General features: G+C 35.8%; 15 protein-coding genes and 1 other annotated feature. Of the genes, 11 read left to right on the forward strand and 4 right to left on the reverse strand.

Translation table 11 applies throughout. From position 1 onward, the window contains the following. Positions 1-97 precede the first annotated feature (97 nt). Positions 98-706 carry a TetR/AcrR family transcriptional regulator gene (locus M2139_RS08315; RefSeq protein WP_280738429.1) on the reverse strand — a complete coding sequence of 203 codons (609 nt, stop codon included), beginning with the start codon at positions 704-706 and terminating at the stop codon, positions 98-100. A 252-nt stretch (positions 707-958) separates the two neighbouring features. Between M2139_RS08315 and M2139_RS08320 the strand changes: the two genes are divergently transcribed. Both M2139_RS08320 and M2139_RS08325 read left to right on the forward strand, forming a co-directional pair. Continuing rightward, positions 959-5,203 (forward strand): 2-hydroxyacyl-CoA dehydratase, encoded by a 4,245-nt coding sequence (locus tag M2139_RS08320; protein ID WP_280738428.1) that lies wholly within the window; start codon positions 959-961, stop codon positions 5,201-5,203. 209 nt (positions 5,204-5,412) lie between these two features. Beyond that, a complete protein-coding gene (locus tag M2139_RS08325) occupies positions 5,413-6,120 on the forward strand; it encodes a GntR family transcriptional regulator (protein WP_280738427.1) in 708 nt (235 codons plus the stop codon). A gap of 49 nt (positions 6,121-6,169) precedes the next feature. Here the strand turns inward: M2139_RS08325 and M2139_RS08330 are convergent, their stop codons facing one another. The 3 genes from M2139_RS08330 to proS form a co-directional block, all read right to left on the reverse strand. Further along, positions 6,170-7,663 carry a helix-turn-helix domain-containing protein gene (locus tag M2139_RS08330; protein ID WP_280738426.1) on the reverse strand — a complete coding sequence of 498 codons (1,494 nt, stop codon included), beginning with the start codon at positions 7,661-7,663 and terminating at the stop codon, positions 6,170-6,172. Positions 7,664-7,872: 209 nt separating this feature from the next. Beyond that, positions 7,873-8,514, reverse strand: coding sequence for a YigZ family protein (locus M2139_RS08335; RefSeq protein WP_280738425.1), 642 nt, complete (start codon positions 8,512-8,514; stop codon positions 7,873-7,875). Between the two features lie 423 nt (positions 8,515-8,937). Next, complete coding sequence (gene proS / locus M2139_RS08340; protein ID WP_280738424.1) at positions 8,938-10,377, reverse strand: proline--tRNA ligase; 1,440 nt, start codon at positions 10,375-10,377, stop codon at positions 8,938-8,940. A 62-nt stretch (positions 10,378-10,439) separates the two neighbouring features. Then, positions 10,440-10,652 (reverse strand) — a binding site (T-box leader). Between the two features lie 254 nt (positions 10,653-10,906). Between proS and M2139_RS08345 the strand changes: the two genes are divergently transcribed. The 9 genes from M2139_RS08345 (at position 10,907) to cls (ending at position 21,572) form a co-directional block, all read left to right on the forward strand. Beyond that, positions 10,907-11,224, forward strand: a complete 318-nt coding sequence (locus M2139_RS08345) for a PTS sugar transporter subunit IIB (RefSeq protein WP_280738423.1) — start codon at positions 10,907-10,909, stop codon at positions 11,222-11,224. A gap of 70 nt (positions 11,225-11,294) precedes the next feature. Continuing rightward, positions 11,295-12,605 carry a DEAD/DEAH box helicase gene (locus tag M2139_RS08350; RefSeq protein WP_280738422.1) on the forward strand — a complete coding sequence of 437 codons (1,311 nt, stop codon included), beginning with the start codon at positions 11,295-11,297 and terminating at the stop codon, positions 12,603-12,605. Beyond that, a complete protein-coding gene (locus tag M2139_RS08355) occupies positions 12,602-13,300 on the forward strand; it encodes a ComF family protein (RefSeq protein ID WP_280738421.1) in 699 nt (232 codons plus the stop codon). Before M2139_RS08350 ends, M2139_RS08355 begins: the two co-directional genes overlap by 4 nt. Positions 13,301-13,462: 162 nt before the next feature. Further along, positions 13,463-14,014, forward strand: a complete 552-nt coding sequence (raiA, locus tag M2139_RS08360; RefSeq protein ID WP_280738420.1) for a ribosome-associated translation inhibitor RaiA — start codon at positions 13,463-13,465, stop codon at positions 14,012-14,014. Between the two features lie 379 nt (positions 14,015-14,393). After that, complete coding sequence (gene secA / locus M2139_RS08365; RefSeq protein WP_280738419.1) at positions 14,394-16,931, forward strand: preprotein translocase subunit SecA; 2,538 nt, start codon at positions 14,394-14,396, stop codon at positions 16,929-16,931. Between the two features lie 140 nt (positions 16,932-17,071). Further along, positions 17,072-18,173, forward strand: a protein-coding gene (gene prfB / locus M2139_RS08370) for a peptide chain release factor 2 (protein ID WP_280738418.1) whose coding sequence is annotated in 2 segments (ribosomal slippage) — positions 17,072-17,143 and positions 17,145-18,173 — 1,101 coding nt in all. Because the reading frame shifts where the segments join, the coding sequence is not laid out codon by codon here. Positions 18,174-18,331: 158 nt separating this feature from the next. After that, the gene (gene ftsE, locus M2139_RS08375; RefSeq protein ID WP_280738417.1) at positions 18,332-19,018 is read left to right on the forward strand and encodes a cell division ATP-binding protein FtsE; all 687 of its coding nucleotides are present in this window, start codon (positions 18,332-18,334) and stop codon (positions 19,016-19,018) included. Further along, on the forward strand, positions 19,011-19,895 hold the full coding sequence (ftsX, locus tag M2139_RS08380; protein ID WP_280738416.1) for a permease-like cell division protein FtsX: 885 nt from the start codon (positions 19,011-19,013) through the stop codon (positions 19,893-19,895). The genes ftsE and ftsX overlap by 8 nt, the downstream gene beginning before the upstream one ends. A gap of 228 nt (positions 19,896-20,123) precedes the next feature. Then, positions 20,124-21,572 carry a cardiolipin synthase gene (cls, locus tag M2139_RS08385; protein ID WP_280738415.1) on the forward strand — a complete coding sequence of 483 codons (1,449 nt, stop codon included), beginning with the start codon at positions 20,124-20,126 and terminating at the stop codon, positions 21,570-21,572. Positions 21,573-21,702 lie beyond the last annotated feature (130 nt).

The following is a 21,702-nucleotide window of genomic DNA, read 5'->3' on the forward strand; positions in this document are numbered from 1 at the left end:
GAAAAAAGCAGTCAAGCAATGAAAGCTGCTTGACTGCAAAAATCAAATTATTCTATTGGATTTTCTCTTCACCAACACCAGTTGACAAAGAGCCTTTTTATTTCTCGATTTCGATGCCTAAAACGGTCAAATGCCCATTACCAATTAATTTAATCACTAAGCGGGCTAAATGATTAGCGGACATTTCCGTCTCGCTTGTTAACCACCAATGCAAAGTACCAGTGAAGATGGAAGTCATATATTCCACAATAAAATCAATCGGCACTTCAATATCATTTTCAGTGATCCGTAGTTTCTGGAATAAATCATCATAAGTGTCGTAAAGAATTTCTGCTAAACGTTGTCGTAAGCGCTCGTTGGAAGAGGTATCCATAATCATTAAGAAGAAATTTTTATTCTTTTGAATTTCTGTATAAATTTTAGTTAAAACAAATTCAATATTTTTAACTTTAATGCGGTTACCTTGTACCAGTTGTTCAGGATTTAAAACGGAAGTGAAAGCTGTTAATGCAAAATTAAAAATATGATCATATAAATCAGGTTTATCTTTAAAATGGGCATAAAAAGTTGCTCGGTTAATCATCGCTTCATCGGCGATATCTTGAATGGTTAGATTATCATAACCTTTTTCGTTAACCAAACGAATAAAAGCTTCCACGATCATTTTTTGCGTTCTTTTGACGCGTAAATCGTTTTTTTTTGCCATAAAAAAGCTCCTTTTTCCGACAAATTAGTCTGTTTTGTTGTTTAACATACAACGAAAGGTAAATTGATTGTTGAAAAATAGTCGAAGTATCACTAAAATAGACAATATTAGTATAACAAATACTTTGTAGGATAATCAACAGTTTGTCGCTTTTAAGTTTGGAAATGACGTAAGTGTTTCTTTCCAAAGTGATTAACTGTTTTTGTCGTTAATTATGAAAACAACTTTGAAAATAAGAAAATAGGTGAACAAATGACTTTACGAGCAGGGATTGACGTAGGTTCAACTACTGTAAAATTAGTAATTTTGAATGAAACAAATGAAACGATTTTCTCAAAATATGAAAGACATTTTTCTGATGTGAAAACTGCGACTGAAAAAGTTTTGCAAGAAGCTCAGGAAATTATTCACAATCAAGAGATAACCATGTCGATTACTGGTTCAGGGGGCATGGGCTTAGCTGATGTTTTAGAGATTCCTTTTGTTCAAGAAGTAATTGCTTGTACGAAAACTGTGGAAGAAATTATTCCTGAAACAGATGTCGCTATTGAGTTAGGTGGGGAAGATGCCAAAATCACTTTCTTTGAAGGTGCTTTAGAACAGCGAATGAATGGTAGTTGTGCTGGCGGTACTGGCGCCTTTATCGACCAAATGGCGGTTTTATTAAAAACTGATGCCAATGGTGTAAATGAATTAGCGAAAAACTATCAAACAATTTATCCGATTGCTTCTCGTTGTGGGGTGTTTGCTAAAACGGATGTGCAACCCTTAATTAATGAAGGGGCAGCTAAAGAAGATATTGCTGCCAGTATTTTTCAAGCGGTAGTTAATCAAACAATTGCTGGTTTAGCAGCTGGTCGTAAAATTAAAGGGAAAATCGCCTTTTTAGGTGGCCCGCTTTATTTTATGTCAGAGTTGCGTCAGCGTTTTATTGAAACGTTAGATGTACAACCGGAAGATGTAATTTTTCCAGAAAACCCACAGCTGTTTGTAGCGATGGGGGCGGCTATTTATTCTGATGGTAATGAAACGACAACTTTAGCGGCTTTATTAGATCGCTTAGTGAATGGTAATCAAGAACAATTAAGTCCTAGTGATACCTTAGAGCCTTTATTTTCCGATGAAGAAGATTTAACGGCTTTTCGTCACAGACACGCGCAAGCGCAAGCTCCTGAAAAAGATTTAGCTAGCCATCATGGTGTGGCTTTCTTAGGAATTGATGCAGGCTCAACGACAACAAAAGTTATTTTAATCGATGAAGAAGGGCGCTTAATGTTTAGCCATTATGGCAATAACCAAGGGCAGCCCCTTGAAACAACGATGGAAGTTTTACAAGAGTTATATCAACGATTACCTGAAGATGTTTTCATTGGTAAAGCTTGTGTGACTGGTTACGGGGAACACTTAATCAAAAATGCTTTAAAAATTGACCTTGGTGAAGTAGAAACGATGGCTCATTACAAAGCATCTAATTTCTTTCAACCAGGCGTAGATTTTATTTTGGATATTGGTGGTCAAGATATGAAGGCCATGACTATTAAAGATGGTGCCTTATCTTCCATTCAGTTAAACGAAGCTTGTTCATCAGGTTGTGGTTCGTTTATCGAAACTTTTGCAAAATCTTTAAATTATGATGTTAAAAACTTTGCCTTAGAAGCTTTGAAATCACAAAAACCAGTAGACTTAGGTTCGCGTTGTACGGTATTTATGAACTCAAAAGTAAAACAAGTGCAAAAAGAAGGGGCTTCTGTTGGTGATATTTCAGCGGGGTTATCTTATTCAGTTATCAAAAATGCCATTTATAAAGTAATCAAAATCCGTCGTCCTGAAGAACTTGGCGAAAAAATCGTCTGCCAAGGGGGAACTTTCTATAACGAAGCTGTTTTACGAGCTTTTGAAAAAATTAGTGGTCGTGAAGTAGTGCGGCCATCAATTGCCGGATTAATGGGCGCTTTCGGGGCAGCCTTGATTGCTTTAGAAAATTATGAAATTGGTGAAGAAACAACTTTATTATCATCTGAAGAGTTAACAAATTTCACTTCTGAAAAAGAATTTACCCACTGTGGTTTATGTGAAAATAACTGTATGATGACAGTGACAATTTTCTCTGATGGTCGTCGTTTTGTCACAGGGAATCGTTGTGAACGTGGTGCCCGCATTAAAGTTACTAAAGAAGAACGTAAAGTTAATTTAATTGATTATAAATATAAACGTTTATTTAAATACCGTTCTTTACGGAAAAAAGATGCTAAACGGGGAACCGTGGGCATTCCACGGGTTTTAAATCTCTATGAAAATTATCCTTTATGGCATACTTTCTTTACCGATTTAGGTTTCCGTGTGCAACTTTCACCCCGTTCTAATAAAGATGTTTATGAAAAAGGGATGGACACAATTCCTAGTGATACTGCTTGTTATCCAGCGAAAATCACTCACGGTCATATTCAAACTTTAATTGAAGATGAAGTCGATATGATTTTTTATCCCGGTGTTGTTTTTGAACGAGAAGAATCTGATAAAGCAGATAATCATTTTAACTGTCCAATCGTTCAAAGTTACCCAGATGTAATTCGTAATAATGTGGATGATATTCGTGAAGGAAAAGTTGATTATCGCAATCCTTTTGTCAATTTAGCCAATGAAGAAGCTATGGTTAAAGTTTTAAGTGAAACCTTTGCGGATTTAGGGATTACCAAAGATGAAGTAGCCGCGGCTGTCAAACACGCTTATGAAGAACTTGATGCTTTCAAAAATGATATTCGTGAAAAAGGGGAAGAAACTTTACGAATGTTAAATATGAAAGGCGAACGCGGTGTAGTTCTTTCTGGCCGGCCTTATCATTTGGATCCAGAAATTAATCACGGTATCGCTGATGTCATCACGCAAGAAGGGTTCCACGTATTGACAGAAGACAGCATTTCCCATTTAGGCGATGTTGGTGGCCTACGGGTAGTGAATCAGTGGGTTTACCATTCACGCCTATATGCAGCAGCTCGTGTGGTTGCTAAATCACAAAACTTAGAGCTAGTTCAATTAAATTCTTTTGGTTGTGGTTTAGATGCTGTAACTACCGACCAAGTAGAAGAAATTATGAATCAATATGGTAAAATTTATACAGTATTGAAAATTGATGAAGGTTCTAACTTAGGGGCGGTAAGAATTCGTCTGCGTTCATTGAAAGCAGCCGTTAACGAACGGGAAAAAATGAAATTTGTACCAACTAGACGTTTTGAAGAGCCTGAAAAAATTGTCTTTACAAAAGAAATGAAGAAAACACATACTTTATTATTGCCAATGTTAAGCCCAATTCACCAAACTGGTTTAGTTGATGTGGCTTTGGAATCTTCTGGGTATAATGTGGTTTGTTTACCAGCTGACGATCGTGAAGCGGTCAATGTTGGTTTGAAATATGTGAATAATGATTCTTGTTACCCAGCGATTATTTCCATTGGTCAATTGGTGGAAGCTTTGCAAAGTGGTGAGTATGATGTTAATAATACCAGCGTGATGATGACGCAAACTGGTGGTGGCTGTCGGGCGACTAACTATATTCCATTATTGCGAAAAGCCTTAAATGATGCTGGTTTCCCACAAGTTCCGGTCGTTTCCATTTCAATGGGGAACAAGGGGGTAGAATCAAATCCCGGTTTCAAATTAACAATTCCGTTAATGAAAAAAGTCGCGGTAGCTTTTCTTTATGGGGATCTCTTTGAACGGGTGGTTTATCGCACACGTCCTTATGAGTTAGAAAAAGGTGCTGTTGATGCTTTGCATAGCGAATGGATTAAGAGAGTTGAAAAAAATGTCCGTAACGGCTCTTTAACTCAATTTAATAGTAATATGAAGAAAATTGTTAAAGATTTCGACACGATTCCAATTTCTGATGAAAAGAAACCAAGAGTTGGGGTAGTAGGGGAAATTTTAGTGAAATATGCGCCAACTGCTAATAATGACATTGTGCGTTTATTAGAAGAAGAAGGGGCAGAAGCCGTAGTACCTGATATTGTTGGCTTTATGAACTATTCTTTATACAACCAAATTTGGAAATACGATAATATGGGAATGTCTAAACAAAGCAAAATTATCGCACAATTTGCAATTCGCTTAATTGAAATGGTTGAAAAACCAATGGATAAAGCGTTAAGAAATTCACAACGCTTTGACGGCATTGCTTCAATTTATGATTTAGCTGAAGACGCTAGTAAAATTTTATCAATTGGGAATCACACCGGTGAAGGATGGTTCTTAACAGGTGAAATGATTGAGTTGCTGAAAGAGGGCGTTAATAATATTGTTTGTATGCAACCTTTTGGCTGTTTACCAAACCATGTTGTAGGTAAAGGGGTAGTCAAAGAATTACGTCACCAATATCCAAAAGCTAACATTGCAGCGATTGATTACGATCCAGGTGTTTCTGTTGTTAACCAGTTAAACCGGATTCGTTTAATGTTAGCGACCGCTAATAAGATGTTAGAAGAAGAAAAACAAAAGGTTTAAAAAATAAAAGCATGAATGCTAGCTATTTTACCAATAGCGCATTCATGCTTTTTTATCTAAACCAATTTCTTTGGTTAATGGTAGAAGACTAACAAAGCCTTGTTAATTTGGTGTAGACCAGTTATAATTAATTATGGTTATTAACTTTACAATAAGTTTAAATATTATAAAAATGAGTGAATAAAATGAAAAGGTAGGGGGAAAAAGCGATGGCAACAAGTTTACCAATCTATATACAAATTCACGATAAAGTGAAAGAAGAAATAGAAGCTGGTGTTTGGAAAATTGGCGATCGTCTGCCTTCAGAACGTGAGCTATCTGTCCGCTTTGGGGTGAGTCGCATGACTTTGCGACAAGCGATTCAAACTTTGGCTGATGAAGGAATTTTAGAGAGAAAAATTGGTTCTGGAACCTATGTAGCCCGAGAAAAAGTGCAGGAAAAAATGAGTGGCACCACTAGTTTTACTGAAATCATGGAAGCTCAAAATCGAGTTCCTTCAAGCAAAACAGTTTCTTATTTTACAACAACACCAAGCTCTAGCGAAATGAAAAGGTTGCAGCTGGCGGAAAATGAAAGCATTATTCGTATGGAACGGATTCGTTATGCGGACGGCCTACCGATTTGTTTTGAGATAGCCAGTATTCCTAGTCATTTAGTTCAAAATTTTAGTAAAAAAGAAATTAGCGACTCTTTTTATCGAGCCTTAGAAAATAAAGGCGGTTATAAAATCGGAAATGCCAATCAAACCGTTTCAGCGATGTTAGCTTCTGAACAAATTGCTGATTATTTAGATATTAAAAGAGGCGATGCGGTTTTACGTTTGCGACAAGTTTCTTATTTACAAAATGGCGAGCCTTTTGAATATGTGCGAACCCAATATGTTGGCAATCGCTTTGAATTTTATTTAGAAAAATGACAAAAACTGATGACCTCTTTTTTTAGAAGCGGTCATCAGTTTTTTTGTTTTAATTTTCAGTATCTAAATATTTTTTCAAGGCGAAGAAAGACTGAATAATTTTTTCGATTTGTTTAATATCGTAAGCATTCGTGCAATCTGTATAGGTGTAGATATAATTAATCATGGACTGTTTCGTATCAATTTCGCGATTAGTTAATAAAATATCATAATTGTTGTTCTCTTCATAAGGAACAATTTCGCAGCTGTATTTCGTGCCTAAGGCGGTTTGGATAAACTGCATCGTTAAGCCGCGTAAATAGGTATTTTGCGAGTGATAGACAGCAATTGTTACTTGTCGTTGATTGACTTCGGTCAACTGATAAAAAAGAGTCGTGTAGTTAAATTCTGCTTGTAAATCATTGAAACCATTTTTATAAGGTAATCGATTGAAAAATAGTTGGCAAAACTCCATTAAATCAGTAACATCTTTACGGGTAAAGGAAGTTTGCATTTGCTGAAGTAATTTATCAATACCCCAACTGTCGGTGCTTAAAATAAAACCTTTAAAATAGTAATTTTTAGCATGAATTTGAAATAAGAGATTTTCAATATAATTTTGACGGACTTCAGTTATATTTTCAGAAATATAATTTTTATCAATTAAATATTGAAAAACACTCTGATTAATTTGATTTAACGTTGTTTGATTTTTTTCGTGAGCTTTCGTCAGCCGTACTGCAAAAGAAGAAACTGGCGAGTAATTCCGCATCGAAACAAAGAAGTCGTAAAACATCATTTGCTCGTGGTGATTCGTATCTTCATTTAACCAAGAATCTTCAAAAGCTTTTGTAATTTCCGATAAAAGCGGACGGTCCATTTTTTCATAGTTTGCGGGAAAAACAAATTGTTTTTGACAAACCATGCGTTTAACAGCGATATCTAGCCACAAAGATTGTTGATAACATTCTGAACTATCCAGCTGCGTTTGTAAAATCTTTTCAAGATTTCTATAAAATTCGCTATAGTCATGCAAAGGATAAGCTTCTGGTGGGGTATTTTCATCAACAGCCCAAAAGACTGAAAAGAAAAAATAGCGAATCTGCGGTTCATCACCAACGATTTGATTTCTTTTAATACTTAAATCAAAGACACTTAGTAGCTCATTAAGTTCACTAATTTTACGATAATAAGTAGCTGGGCTGATGCTGTGTTGTTTTTGAAAAGTCTCGCTATCAATTTTAGCATTTTCAAATAGTTCCCGTAGAATTTGATATTTAATTGATTTTTTCAAAAAGAAAAGATGACAACGATTAATTGAAAAATCTGCTGATTTAGAAAAAGTCAGCTTATCACTATCGGCAGTAATAACTAAATCATTTTGAAAGTTTTGTTCTCTTATGAAGCTGTTTAATAGAATAATATATTCATTTAAAGTATTCATACTAATATTAAAAATCTTTGTTAACTCTGTTTTTGAACCGCAACCATCATTGTTATATAAGAAAAGCAAGATATCATTCATGATGTCATAAGGCTTTTCAATAAAGGCACGTTTTAACATAAAATATTCCTCCGTTCATTCAAAGAATACTTGATTTGTTATTATAATTCAATAATATTGATTTTCAATAACTAATGTATATTTTTCTTATTTTTGATTTTCTCAAAATTATTAAGATAATGAATGCTTAATGATATAAAAATATTTAAAAAAAGAAAAGACTATGCAATTCTAGTACTAGCTAGAACTGCATAGTCTTTTGTAATCATTTATTTTTTTACAACTAAAGTTTCTGCATATTGGGTGTTGCCTTCTGTAAAAGTGACTTGATTATTTAATAAATCAATCAGCTTTTCTTGAAAATCAGCGAGAGCTGTTTCGTCAACCAAGCAAATTAAACTTACATTTTCGGAAAAATTTGTTGTTACTAAGTTAATTTCTTGATTTTCAATAAAATTTTGAACTTTACCTAACAGCGGGTAGGGGATAGTTACGGTCATTTCTTTCTGCAATTTACCTTCCACAATGCCGACTTCTTGAATCGCGTGAGCCACGGCTTGTGAATAAGCACGAATTAAACCGCCAGCGCCTAGCTTTGTGCCACCAAAATAGCGAGTAACAACAGCCACAACATTGATCAGTTGATTTTTTTTCAAAACTTCTAGCATAGGAACACCGGCTGTGCCACTTGGCTCGCCGTCATCGCTGCTGCGCTGAATTTCGCTATGTTCACCAATTATAAAAGTATTACAATTATGAGAAGCTTTCCAGTGTTCTTTTTTGATTTCTTGAATAAAAGCTTTGGCTTCTTCTTCGGTAGTTACCCGTTTTAAAGAACAAATAAAACGCGATTTTTTTATTTCAATTTCAGCAGTGTGATTTTCTTTAATCGTAAAATAGCTATCAATCATGGAATGTTCCTTTCGTTAGGGCTAACAATATTATCTTCATTATACCAAAAATCTGCTAAAACTAAAAAATTCTAGCTAAACTGAAAAAATTCAGCTTAGCTAGAATAAATATTATCTTATTAAGGTAGTTACAAAATTTTACCGTAGGGTGCAAGACAAGCCGCTTGAATTTTCTAATAATCTAGCTGCGAAACTTTGCACCACTCGATAAAGTGAAGAAGAAATTCGTAGCAACAAAACGCCACTATCATTTATTCTTGCACTTTACTCGGGTGCAGACCAAGTTTCTCCGCTTTTCTGATGATCTAGCTACGTGGCTTTGCACCACTCGGCAAAGTGATAAATAAATTCGCGGTACAAAACACCGCTATAATTTTTTTATGTACTTTGCTCGGGTGCAAGACAAGCCACTTCGCTTTTCTATTAATAGGCTCTGGCGATCCAGACGGTGTGTTTGGCTGGTTTGCCGCTGACGATGTCGACAGTTTTTTCCATTGGTGGATTAAATGGAATATTTCGGGTCGTGAAACCTGTTTCTTCTTTGATTTTGGCTTCGGTTTCTTCAGAGCCGTCCCAACCGATTAAAACAAAGCCTGGGATTTCGTTAGCGGTTTTTTTCGCTTCAATATGAGCTTTTAAATCATCTAACGTTTCAATATCAAAATATTCATTTTCAGCGTTGCGTTTTTGAGCAGAAGTTAATAAGCGCGTTTGCATGATTGTTAATTGTTCTTCGACATAAGCAATTAAGTTTTCTAAGCTAACCGCTTCTTTATCGGCTAAATCTCGCATTTTAACCATTACTTGATTGTTTTCTAAATCTTTTGGTCCGCATTCTACTCGTAATGGGATACCTCGCAGTTCCCATTCGTTAAATTTGAAACCTGGTGAGTTAGCAGAATCATCAATTTTAACACGAATGTTTTTGGCTTTTAATTCTTCAGCGACGGCTGTTAATTTTTCCATAACTGCTGGATTTTTCTTCCAAGGACCCATTGGTAGTAGGACAACTTGGGTTGGCGCAATCGCAGGTGGGAAAACTAAGCCTTGCTCGTCGCCATGAGCCATAATTAATGAACCGATTAAACGGGTTGAAACTCCCCATGAAGTTGTATGAGTATATTCATGTTTGTTTTCTTTGGTTAAATATTTAATATCAAAGGCTTCCGCAAATTTTGTACCTAAATAGTGAGAAGTACCTGCTTGTACGGCTTTACCATCGCGCATCATTGCTTCTACTGAATAAGTGTCAACAGCTCCCGCAAAACGCTCAGATGGTGTTTTTTGACCGCGGTAAACGGGAATGGCTAAGAAGTTTTCAATCATATCCGCGTATGCTTCTAAAACACTCATAGTTCGTTTGCGAGCATCGGCTTCATTTTCATGAGCGGTATGACCTTCTTGCCATAAAAATTCTGAAGTTCTTAGGAAAGGTAAAGTTTTCTTTTCCCAGCGAAAAACATTGGCCCATTGGTTAATTTCATAAGGTAAATCACGATAAGAGTTAATCCAATCGCTAAAAGCCGAACCAATCATAGTTTCAGAAGTTGGTCGTAGCGCTAGTGGTTCTTCTAATTTTTCGTTGCCGACTTCAGTTACCCAAGGAAGTTCAGGGGCAAAGCCTTCAATGTGTTCTTCTTCTTTTAAAAAGAAACTTTGGGGAATTAATAAAGGAAAGTAAGCATTGCGAATGCCTTCTTTTTGTAAAAATTTATTAAATTCTCCTTGAATTCTTTCCCATAATTCATAGCCATCTGGTTTGAAAATGATACAGCCGCGAACAGGGGAATAAGCCATTAAATCAGCTTTTTGAATGGTTTGTAAATACCATTTTGAAAAATCTTCTTTTTGTAAATTTGACATCTTGTAATAAAGCCTCCTGTAAATAAATTTCTTTAAATGAAAATAAAAAAACTGCTTCGTCACAAAAGGACGAAACAGTGAGTTTCCGTGGTACCACCTTAATTAATCTTAAACAGTTAAGATTCTCTTAATTTCGTTAACGCTGAAAAAGCGTACTGTTTTCACAGTAATCTTCTCTGGTAGGTTCACAAAATAGCGGGCTATTTGCCTTTCAGCCAATGGGCAAATTCTCTAACAACCATTAAATTGCTACTAATCCAAATGCTAAGCTTCAACATAGATGATATAAAGAAAAAGGAACTTTGTCAAACAAGAATTTTAATTTCTTGAAAGCTTTAAGTTGCAGGCTGTTGCTGGCTAAGCAGAAAAATTGGCAAAAAAAGTAAAATAGTTGTTATTTTTCTGCTAATTTATTAAGGAATAAAGCAATCTAAAAGTTGAAAAGGAAAGCGTTGACATCTATAACAAGTACGTTATAATTAAGGTAGAAATGAAAATAACTAAATAAAAATGAATAGGGGTAATCAATATGTCTAAAAAAACAATTATGCTAGTCTGCTCAGCAGGTATGAGTACTAGTTTATTAGTAACAAAAATGCAGAAAGCCGCTGACGCTCAAGGACTTGAAACAGATATTTTTGCTGTATCAGCATCAGATGCCGATAACCATATCGCTAATAAACCAGTTGATGTGCTATTATTAGGCCCTCAAGTTCGCTTTATGAAAGGCGATTTTGAAAAACGTTTAGCACCAAAAGGCATTCCGTTAGATGTTATTAATATGGCAGATTACGGCATGATGAACGGTGAAAAAGTTTTACAACAAGCTTTAGAATTAATCGGCTAAAAATTAAAAAAATGTTAACCTCTGGCGTAAGCTGGAGGTTTTTTTGCGTAGTTTAATATGAGGTGAGGAGATGAGTGAGCTAGCAGGTCGCAGAAAAGTTGTTGCTAAAAAACAGCAATATCAAGAAAATAAAAATTTGTTTTATCAAGTCGCTATGAAAAAATCAGGCAAATATATTTGCTGTCAGCGCTGTAATCGTCGCTATCTTTGTCAAGAAGTGATGCTACCTAATAAAAACTATTATTGCCCAGGTTGTATTCAATTTGGACGGATTACTAGTCGCGATGCTTTGATTTCAGAGCGTTTTCAGTCTTTAAAAAGGCAAGAAATTACTTTTAAATGGCGAGGACAGTTAACGCAAGCGCAGCAACAAGCTTCTCGTTTAGTTGTGAAAGCCATTCAAGAACATAAAAATTTATTATTGTGGGCTGTTACTGGCGCTGGCAAGACAGAAATGCTATTTGCTGGTCTTTTGCAAGCTTTACGAGCTGGTAAGCGGGTGGCGATTGCGAGTCCGCGAATTGATGTTTGTCGCGAATTATTGCCGCGTTTTCAGGCTGTTTTCCCTGATGTTGACCTTTTACTTTTATACGGAGAAACGCAAGGGGCTTATCGTGAAACGAATTTCTTGATTTGCACCACCCATCAGTTGTTACATTTTTATCAAGCGTTTGATGTTTTGATTATTGATGAGATTGATGCTTTTCCTTTTGATGTTGATGAGCGTTTAGCTTACGCTGCCAAAAATGTGGTAAAACCTTTGGCGTCGGTGATTTATTTAACTGCCACGCCAACTAAACAGTTTTTTAAGGAGCTACCTACTGATTTTGTCGTTCATAAAATTCCTGTTCGCTATCACGGGCGGCCGTTGCCAGAACCTAAATTATTTTGGTGGAATCAGTGGCAACGTAAAAGTTTACAAGGAAAAAAATTAAAACCGTTAATCAAGCTAATTCAACAATTATTAAAGAAGAGTCATATTTTGCTGTTTTGCCCAAGTATTGATTTAATGACAAAATTGACTAAACAGCTCCAGCAACAACTAGCAGAAGTTGACTTGACAGCCGTTTCAGCGGAAACATCAACTAGAGAAGCGATTATCTTGAAAATGCGACAACAGGAATATCAACTATTACTTTGTACCACCATTCTTGAACGGGGAGTAACTTTTGAAAAGATTTCCGTGATTGTTTTAGGCGCCAATCATCGTGTTTATACGAAAAAAGCTTTGATTCAAATTGCTGGTCGGGTGGACCGTACTGGTAGTAAAGCTTGTGGAGAGGTCTATTATGTCTATGATGAAATGACCGCCGCCATTCGTCAAGCTTGTCGTGAAATTCGCGAAATGAACCAACGAGGAAGCAAGAAGGGATTTTTATGAAATGCAGTTACTGTCAAAAAACAATTACGCGCTCCTTAACTTTAAAAGAAATTTTTCTGCCTATTGCCAGTATTGAAGAAGAGCTATGCTCCGCTTGCTTGCAACAATTTCGTTTTGTAGAAACCAGCAATGCTTGTGTAGGCTGTCAAAAGCAATTATTAGCTGGTGAAGAAAAGTATTGTCAGGACTGCTTAACTTGGCAGCGGTGTTATCCAGATTATGATTTTCATCATCAAGCCCTATTTTGTTATGATGAAGCCTTCAAAAATTGGATTCATCAATATAAAATTGCGGGCGATTATCGCTTGCGCACGACTTTTAACAAAGAAGTCAGGAAGTCTTTGCAGCCTTATTTAAAAGCTGGTTATTTAATTGCCTATTTACCACTATCAGAAAAGCGTTATCGCCAAAGAAGATTTAATCAAGTTTTAGCTTTTTTACAAGCTGCTAATATTCCTACTCAGCCCTTATTGAAAAGAAAAAAACATTTACCCGCGCAAGCAGAAAAAAATCGTCAAGAACGCCTGTTAATGCCCCAGCCATTTGAGCTAGCTGCTTTGCCAGAAACATTAAAAAATCAGAAAATTTTATTAGTAGATGATGTTTATACAACAGGGCGGACGATGTTTCACGGAGCGAGTTGTCTCCTTGCCGCTCAGCCACAAATCTTACGAACTTTTTCCCTTGCTCGCTGAAAATCGAAAATTTGCAAATAATGTTATAAAAAAAGAAAAAATTGTTAAAATTGGTAACGATTTAATTGCAAAAAACTGATAGTTCGATATAATAGAATTAAGAAGAAAACTAAGAGTGGTCCTTAATTTTCTTTATTGGCAGAGCAGAAAGGGGAAATTGTTATGTTTAAATACAATGTCCGCGGAGAAAATATCGAAGTTACTCAAGCAATTCGTGAATATGTGGAGAAAAAAGTTGGTAAATTGGAGCGCTACTTCTCTGATGCACCAGAAGCAACAGCCCATATTAATTTGAAGGTTTATACCGAAAAAACTGCAAAAGTAGAAGTAACAATTCCACTTCCTTACCTAGTGCTTCGTGCAGAAGAAACATCACCAGATTTATATGCAAGTATCGATTTGGTAGTTGATAAATTAGAACGCCAAATTCGTAAATTTAAAACAAAAATTAATCGTAAATCTCGCGAAACGGCTTTAGAAGTACCACCAGTTTCATTTTCTATTGATGATGAAGTGGAAGAAGATGCTTCTTCAGAATTAGATATCGTTCGTACAAAACGTTTATCTTTGAAACCAATGGATAGCGAAGAAGCTGTTTTGCAAATGAATATGTTAGGCCATAATTTCTTTATCTTTGAAGATGTTGAAACAAATGGCACCAGCATTGTTTATCGTCGTAAAGATGGTAAATATGGTTTAATTGAAACTAACTAATAGTTAACTATATTTAATTCAGTTGATTAAAGTTTAATTTAAAAGAGAGATGATTATTCTATTTTATTTGGATAATCATTTTTCTTTTTTGTGGGATTAGTTAGTCTATTCATGATTCAGGTATGATAACAGTTAATCACCACCTACATAGTTATTTTTCTAGCAAAGTTTAGTTGTAGTTAGCCTAAAGTGTGGCTATTTACTTCAAAACTAGCAGTATTTTAGTCGTTTTTTTGATTTTTTCTTAATATATAGCAATTAGATAGCTTAAAAATGTTTCATTTCTCCGAAAGTAATGATAGAATAGTTTGGAGATTCTGTTTTCAGATACGGAAAAATTAATAGTTTGTATTAGACAGTAAGGAGTAGAATAAAAGACATGGCGAATTTTCTTCGAAAGATGATTGAAAATGATAAAAAAGAATTAAAGCGTTTGGATGGGATTGCCAATAAGGTTGAAAGTCACGCAAGTGAAATGGAAGCTTTAAGTGATGAAGAAATCAGAGGCAAAGCTGACGAATTTAGAGGCCGTTATAAAAACGGTGAAACATTAGATAGTTTATTACCTGAAGCTTTTGCGGTTGTTCGTGAAGGAGCGAAGCGTGTTTTAGGTTTATATCCTTACCATGTTCAGTTAATGGGTGGTATCGTTTTACACGATGGTAATATTCCTGAAATGAGAACTGGTGAAGGTAAAACTTTAACAGCGACAATGCCAGTGTATTTAAATGCTATTACTGGTGAAGGGGTTCACGTTGTTACTGTTAATGAATACTTAGCAACTCGTGACTCAAATGAAATGGGTGAGTTATACAATTTCTTAGGCTTAACAGTTGGGTTAAACATCAACTCTAAAAGTCCTGAAGAAAAACGAGAAGCTTACAACTGCGACATTACTTATAGTACAAATAGTGAATTAGGTTTTGACTATTTACGTGATAACATGGTTGTTTATCGTCATCAAATGGTTCAACGTCCGTTAAACTATGCAATTGTCGATGAAGTTGACTCAATTTTAATTGATGAAGCAAGAACACCATTAATCATTTCAGGTCAAGCTGAAAAATCAACAGCGCTTTATACACGAGTTGATAATTTTGTGAAACGCTTGAAAGACGAAGAAGACTATAATATTGATTTACAGTCTAAAACAATTGCTTTAACAGAAGCTGGTATTGAAAAAGCGGAAGAAAACTTTGGCTTACCAAACTTATATGATATTCAAAATACAGCGTTAACTCACCATTTAGAACAAGCTTTGCGAGCTAACTACATTATGTTATTAGATATTGACTATGTGGTTCAAGAAGGTAAAGTCTTAATCGTTGACCAATTTACTGGTCGGATTATGGATGGCCGTCGTTATTCTGATGGTTTACACCAAGCGATTGAAGCTAAAGAAGCTGTTGAAATTGAAGATGAAACAAAAACAATGGCGACAGTAACTTACCAAAACTTCTTCCGGATGTATAAAAAACTATCTGGGATGACTGGTACTGCTAAAACGGAAGAAGAAGAATTCCGTGAAATCTATAATATGCAAGTTATTCAAATTCCAACCAACCGTCCGATTATGCGGGATGACCGTCAAGATTTACTTTATCCAACACTGAAAAGTAAATTTGAAGCGGTAGTTCAAGATATTAAAGAACGCTATCGTAAAGGCCAACCAGTTTTAGTTGGTACTGTAGCAGTTGAAACTTCTGAATTAATTTCTAACATGCTAAATAAAGAAAAAATTCCTCATGAAGTGTTAAATGCGAAAAACCACTTTAAAGAAGCTGAAATCATCATGAACGCTGGTCAAAAAGGGGCAGTAACGATTGCCACTAACATGGCTGGTCGTGGTACCGATATTAAATTGGGCTTAGGTGTGGTTGAATTAGGCGGTTTAGCTGTTATTGGTACTGAACGTCATGAATCACGTCGGATTGATAACCAGTTACGAGGCCGTTCTGGTCGTCAAGGAGATCCAGGTGTTTCTCAATTTTACTTGTCTTTAGAAGATGATTTGATGAAACGTTTTGGTTCAGATCGAATTAAATCTTTCTTAGAACGTATGAAGATTGATGAAGAAGATGCTGTAATTCAAAGTCGCATGATTACTCGTCAAGTTGAAGGCGCTCAAAAACGAGTTGAAGGTAATAATTACGATACTCGTAAAAACGTCTTACAATACGATGATGTTATGCGGGAACAACGGGAAGTTATTTACCGTCAGCGTCAATCAGTAATCATGGAAGAAAACAGTCTATCTGATGCGGTTATCAACATGATTAATCGTACGATTGAGCGGGTTGTTGACAGCCATACTCAAAACGAAAAACCAGAAGATTGGAACATTAAAGGCATTGTTGATTTTACTAGTAATGCTTTAGTTCATGAAGATAAGATCAAACAAGAAGATTTAGCTGGTAAAACTGCTGCTGAAATCAAACAATATATTAATGATTTAGCTCAAACAACTTATGATGCTAAAATTGCGCAATTAAATGGTCCAGAGCAATTGCTTGAGTTCCAAAAAGTTGTTATTTTACGAGTAGTTGATGCGAAATGGACTGATCATATTGATGCGATGGATCAATTACGTCAATCAGTAGGTTTACGTTCTTACGGACAAAATAACCCATTAGTTGAATATCAAACAGAAGGTTTCCAAATGTTTGAAGATATGGTTGGTGCCATTGAGTATGAAGTTACTCGCTTGTTTATGAAGGCTGAGTTACGTCAAAATGTTCAACGGGAACAAGTCGCTACAGGTCAACCAGTTCAACCGATAGCTAGTGAAGACGCTGCTGCTAACAGTCACGTCAACACCAAATCAAAACCAGTTAAAGTTGAAAAAGTCGGTCGCAATGATTTATGTCCATGTGGTAGTGGTAAAAAATACAAAAACTGTCACGGTCGTAACGAATAGACGATAAACGTGTTTTAGATTAATAATTTAATAGCTGAATTTAAAGGGGAGGATGGGATGTTAAGTAGTTTAATAATATTTCATTCTCTCTTTTTTCTGTAAAATAGTGAAAGCAAGTAAAAAGAAAGGTGGTTTTCAAGATGGAAGTTTCAGAAATTCGTAATTCATTAGAAACCATGGCAACACAGATGATAAGTTTTAGGAGGTCTCTTTGACTTAGAAGGTTTAGAAGAAGCAATTGCTGAAGCCGAAAGTCAAATGGCTGATCCAACTTTTTGGGATGATACTGCGGCGGCCCAAAAAGTCATCGATCAAAATAATGCCAATAAAGCAACTTATGATCAATTTCATCAATTGGAAGAAGAAGTTGATGAGTTAGCAGTAATGGCAGAGATGCAACAAGAAGAGTTTGATGAAGATTTACAAATAGAGCTAGAGGAGCGCTTGTTACAGCTGCAAGAGCGAATTGCTAGCTATGAGCTATCTTTATTGCTAGATCAACCTTATGATAGTCATAATGCAATTATTGAGTTGCATCCAGGGGCTGGTGGTACTGAGTCACAGGACTGGGGCAGTATGCTTTTAAGAATGTATACGCGTTGGGCTGATAAACATGGTTTTCAAGTAGAAACTTTAGATTATCAAGATGGTGATGAAGCAGGCATTAAAAGTGTTACTTTACTAATTAAAGGTCACAATGCCTATGGTTATTTACGTTCTGAAAAGGGCGTTCACCGTTTAGTACGGATTTCACCTTTTGATTCTGCCAGTCGGCGACATACTTCTTTTTGTTCCTTAGATGTGATGCCTGAGTTAGATGGTACGGTTGAAGTGGAAATTAATTCAGATGATTTGAAAATTGATACTTATCGAGCTAGTGGTGCTGGTGGTCAGCATATTAATAAAACGGAATCAGCGGTGCGAATCACCCATTTACCAACCGGCGTGGTGGTAGCGAGCCAAGCGCAACGTTCACAGTTAAAAAACCGTGAACAAGCCATGGGGATGCTTAAAGCCAAACTTTATCAACTAGAAATTGAGAAAAAAGAACAAGAAGCAGCTGCTTTACGAGGGGAACAAATGGAAATCGGCTGGGGTTCACAAATTCGTTCTTACGTTTTTCATCCTTATTCCATGGTGAAAGATCATCGCACTAACTATGAAACAGGAAACGTGCAAGCGGTTATGGATGGGGACTTGGATGGCTTTATTGATGCCTATTTAAAAATGACTTTAAAATAAAGTGTGTCATTTTTTGAAGGAAAATGATATAAAAATGTAATATATTGAAAGCCCTATGCAATATTTACATGCTATAATGCAAATATTGAGCAATGAATTGCTATAATAATGGAGTAGATGCGTTTTGCATTTGCTACTAGAGTATGGAGAGATAACATATGATTGAAATGAAGGATGTAATGAAAAAGTACTCTAATGGTACGACAGCCATCCGTAATATCTCGGTTAAAATTGAACCAGGTGAATTTGTTTATGTAGTAGGACCTTCTGGAGCTGGTAAATCTACATTTATCAAATTAATGTATCGTGAAGAAAAGGCGACAAAAGGCCGCTTAAATGTTGCGGGCCATGATTTAATAAGAATTAAAAACCGAGAAGTACCACTTTTACGTCGTGAGATTGGGATTGTCTTCCAAGATTACAAACTATTACCTAAGAAAACTGTTTATGAAAATGTTGCGTATGCAATGCAAGTTATTGGTCGTAAACCGCGAGAAATTAAAAAACGGGTAATGGAAGTTTTAGATTTAGTTGGTTTAAAACATAAAGTTCGCGTTTTTCCAAGTGAACTTTCTGGTGGGGAACAACAACGGGTTTCAATTGCACGAGCGATTGTAAATACCCCTAAAGTGTTGATTGCCGATGAACCAACCGGAAACTTAGATCCTGAAAATTCTTGGGAAATCATGAAGTTGTTAGATCGCATTAATGCGCAAGGAACTACAATTGTTATGGCAACACATAATAGTACAATTGTAAATACAATTCGCCACCGCGTAATCGCAATTGAAAATGGTCGGATTATACGTGACCAGGCGGAAGGAGAATACGGATACGATGATTAGTACATTTTTTCGTCATTTATTAGAGAGTATGAAAAGTTTAAAACGTAACGGCTGGATGACGATTGCTTCAGTCAGTGCGGTAACAATTACTTTAACCTTAGTAGGTATCTTTTTAGCTATTATTATGAATACAACTAAATTAGCTGACGATGTTAAAAGTAATGTTGATGTTTCAGTTTTTATTGATGTAGGAACAGAACAAAATGAAATTGATAATTTAGAGTATGAACTACGCAACCTTAAAAATGTTGAAACTGTTATTTTTTCAAGCAAAGAAGATGAGTTACAAAAACTACAAAGTAAATTTGGCGATGCCTTCAATTTATTTGACGGGGATAGTAATCCTTTATATGATGTTTTTGTAGTCAGTGCCAATGATCCGGCTTTAACAGTTGAAATTGCTGAAGAAGCTGCTAAGTTGCAACATGTCTTTAAAGCCGATTATGGTGGTGTCAGCTCTGAAAGAATCTTATCTTTATCAAACGGTGTGAAAACGTGGGGATTAGCCGCTGCTGCTTTACTAATTTTTGTAGCGATTTTCTTAATCTCAAACACGATTCGGATTACGATTTTATCTCGTCAACGAGAAATTCAAATCATGCGACTTGTTGGGGCGAAAAACGGTTATATTCGTTGGCCATTTTTCCTTGAAGGTGGTTGGATTGGCTTGTTTGGCGCAATTATTCCAGTGTTAATCATGATTTTTGGTTATCGGGTAGCTTATGACGTGATTAATCCTAACTTAGTAATGTTGAAATATGAAATGTTAGCACCAGCTGAATTTTTATTGATGATTAGTGGCTTTTTAGTAGTAATTGGTATGCTAATTGGTTCAATTGGTTCAGTCATTTCAATGCGAAGATTCTTAAAAATTTAATTTGTGACAATTTAGTGAGTGGGACAAAAGCCGACTCCGTTATAAATCAAACATTACCAAAAATCGCTTTTGTGGTTTAGTAGGGTCTCGTCGGAAATTTGACCGGATTACTTGTAAGGTTTGATTTAAACGGAAGTTAAAGCTTGATTGTGCCACTCGCTTTTCTTTACTTTCCTAAAGGGTTTGGGTATGCTTTAATTAGGAAAAAGTTGTTGGGTGAGGTGAATGATGAGTTTTGTTGTTGAAAATTTAACTTGGATTATCATTGCAGGGAATATTTTATTTTCCCTAGTCATTGTTTTTCGAGAACGCAGAGAAACCGCTCAAACTTGGGCGTGGCTGTTGGTTTTATTTTTTATTCCAATTTTAGGCTTTGTTTTGTATATTTTCTTTGGTCGGGGGATTTCCAAAGATAAAATTTTTGATTTGAAGATGCAAGAGAAAATTGGGATGAATGTCGAGATGGAGACACAGAAAGAAGCCTTGAATAGAGGGCTATTTCCACATCCTAGTACCGGTCAAGTTGATCCACGTCAATTGATTTATATGTTAACTTTTTATGAGAGTTCTTTATATACAACAAGAAATGATGTGCGACTTTTTACTGATGGTCGGGAAAAATTTGATGCGCTAATTCGCGATATTGCTAAAGCTGAAAATCATATTCATATGGAATATTATATTTATCGGAATGATGATTTAGGGATTGAAGTTCGAGATGCTTTAGTTGCGGCTGCTAAACGAGGGGTCAAAGTCCGTGTTTTGTTAGATGCGTGGGGTTCAACGCAAGTTAATGAGAAATTTTTTGCCCCATTAATTGCTACTAAAGGCGAAGTGGCTTTTTTCTTTCCTTTATTTTTGCCTTTTGTTAATCCACGCATTAACTACCGTAATCACAGGAAAATTGTCGTGATTGATGGTCAAGTGGGTTATACTGGTGGCTTTAATATCGGGAATGAATATCTAGGATTAGTTAAAAAATTCGGCTATTGGCGGGATAATCATTTAAGGATTCATGGAGAAAGTGTTTATTCTCTACAAAACCGTTTTATTATGGATTGGAACTCACAAAATACCCAAGAGATTCGCTATCAACCTGATTTGTTTCCTTTTATTCAATCACAAGGCAGTCGGGCGATTCAAATGGTAACTAGTGGTCCCGATTCAGAGCATGAACAAATTCGTATGACTTATTTAAAAATGATTACTATGGCTAAAGAAGAAATTTTGATTCAAACGCCTTATTATATTCCTGATGAATCCATTCATGAAGCTTTAAAAATGGCATTATTATCAGGGGTTAAAGTTCATTTGCAGATTCCTAACAAACCAGATCATATTTTAGTTTATTGGGCAACCTACTCTTTTGCAGCTGAGCTGTTAGAGTATGGCGCAGTAATTGAAACTTATGAAAATGGCTTTATGCACGCTAAAACGATGATTATTGATAGTGGCATTGTTTCAGTTGGTTCAGCGAATATTGACGTGCGCTCTTTCCGCTTAGATTTTGAAGCCAATTGTATTATTTACGATGAAGAGATGGCGCAAGAAGTTCGTCAGGCTTTTTATCAAGATAGTAAAGTTTCAGAGAAATTAACGATGGAAAAATATCAAAAACGTAGCTTCTTCATTAAATTAAAAGAAGGTTTAGCTCGCTTAATTTCACCATTGTTATAATCATCAATAAAAACACCACAGAAAACAATTTTCTGCGGTGTTTTTTGATAACAGAAAACCATTAAAGCTAGATTGCTGGTTTTCTGTTATAATAATTGAAGTGAGTAAACTGCTTTGGCAGCTAAGGAGA

The sequence above is a fragment of the Enterococcus sp. PF1-24 genome (assembly GCF_029893325.1).
Taxonomy (GTDB): domain Bacteria; phylum Bacillota; class Bacilli; order Lactobacillales; family Enterococcaceae; genus HY326.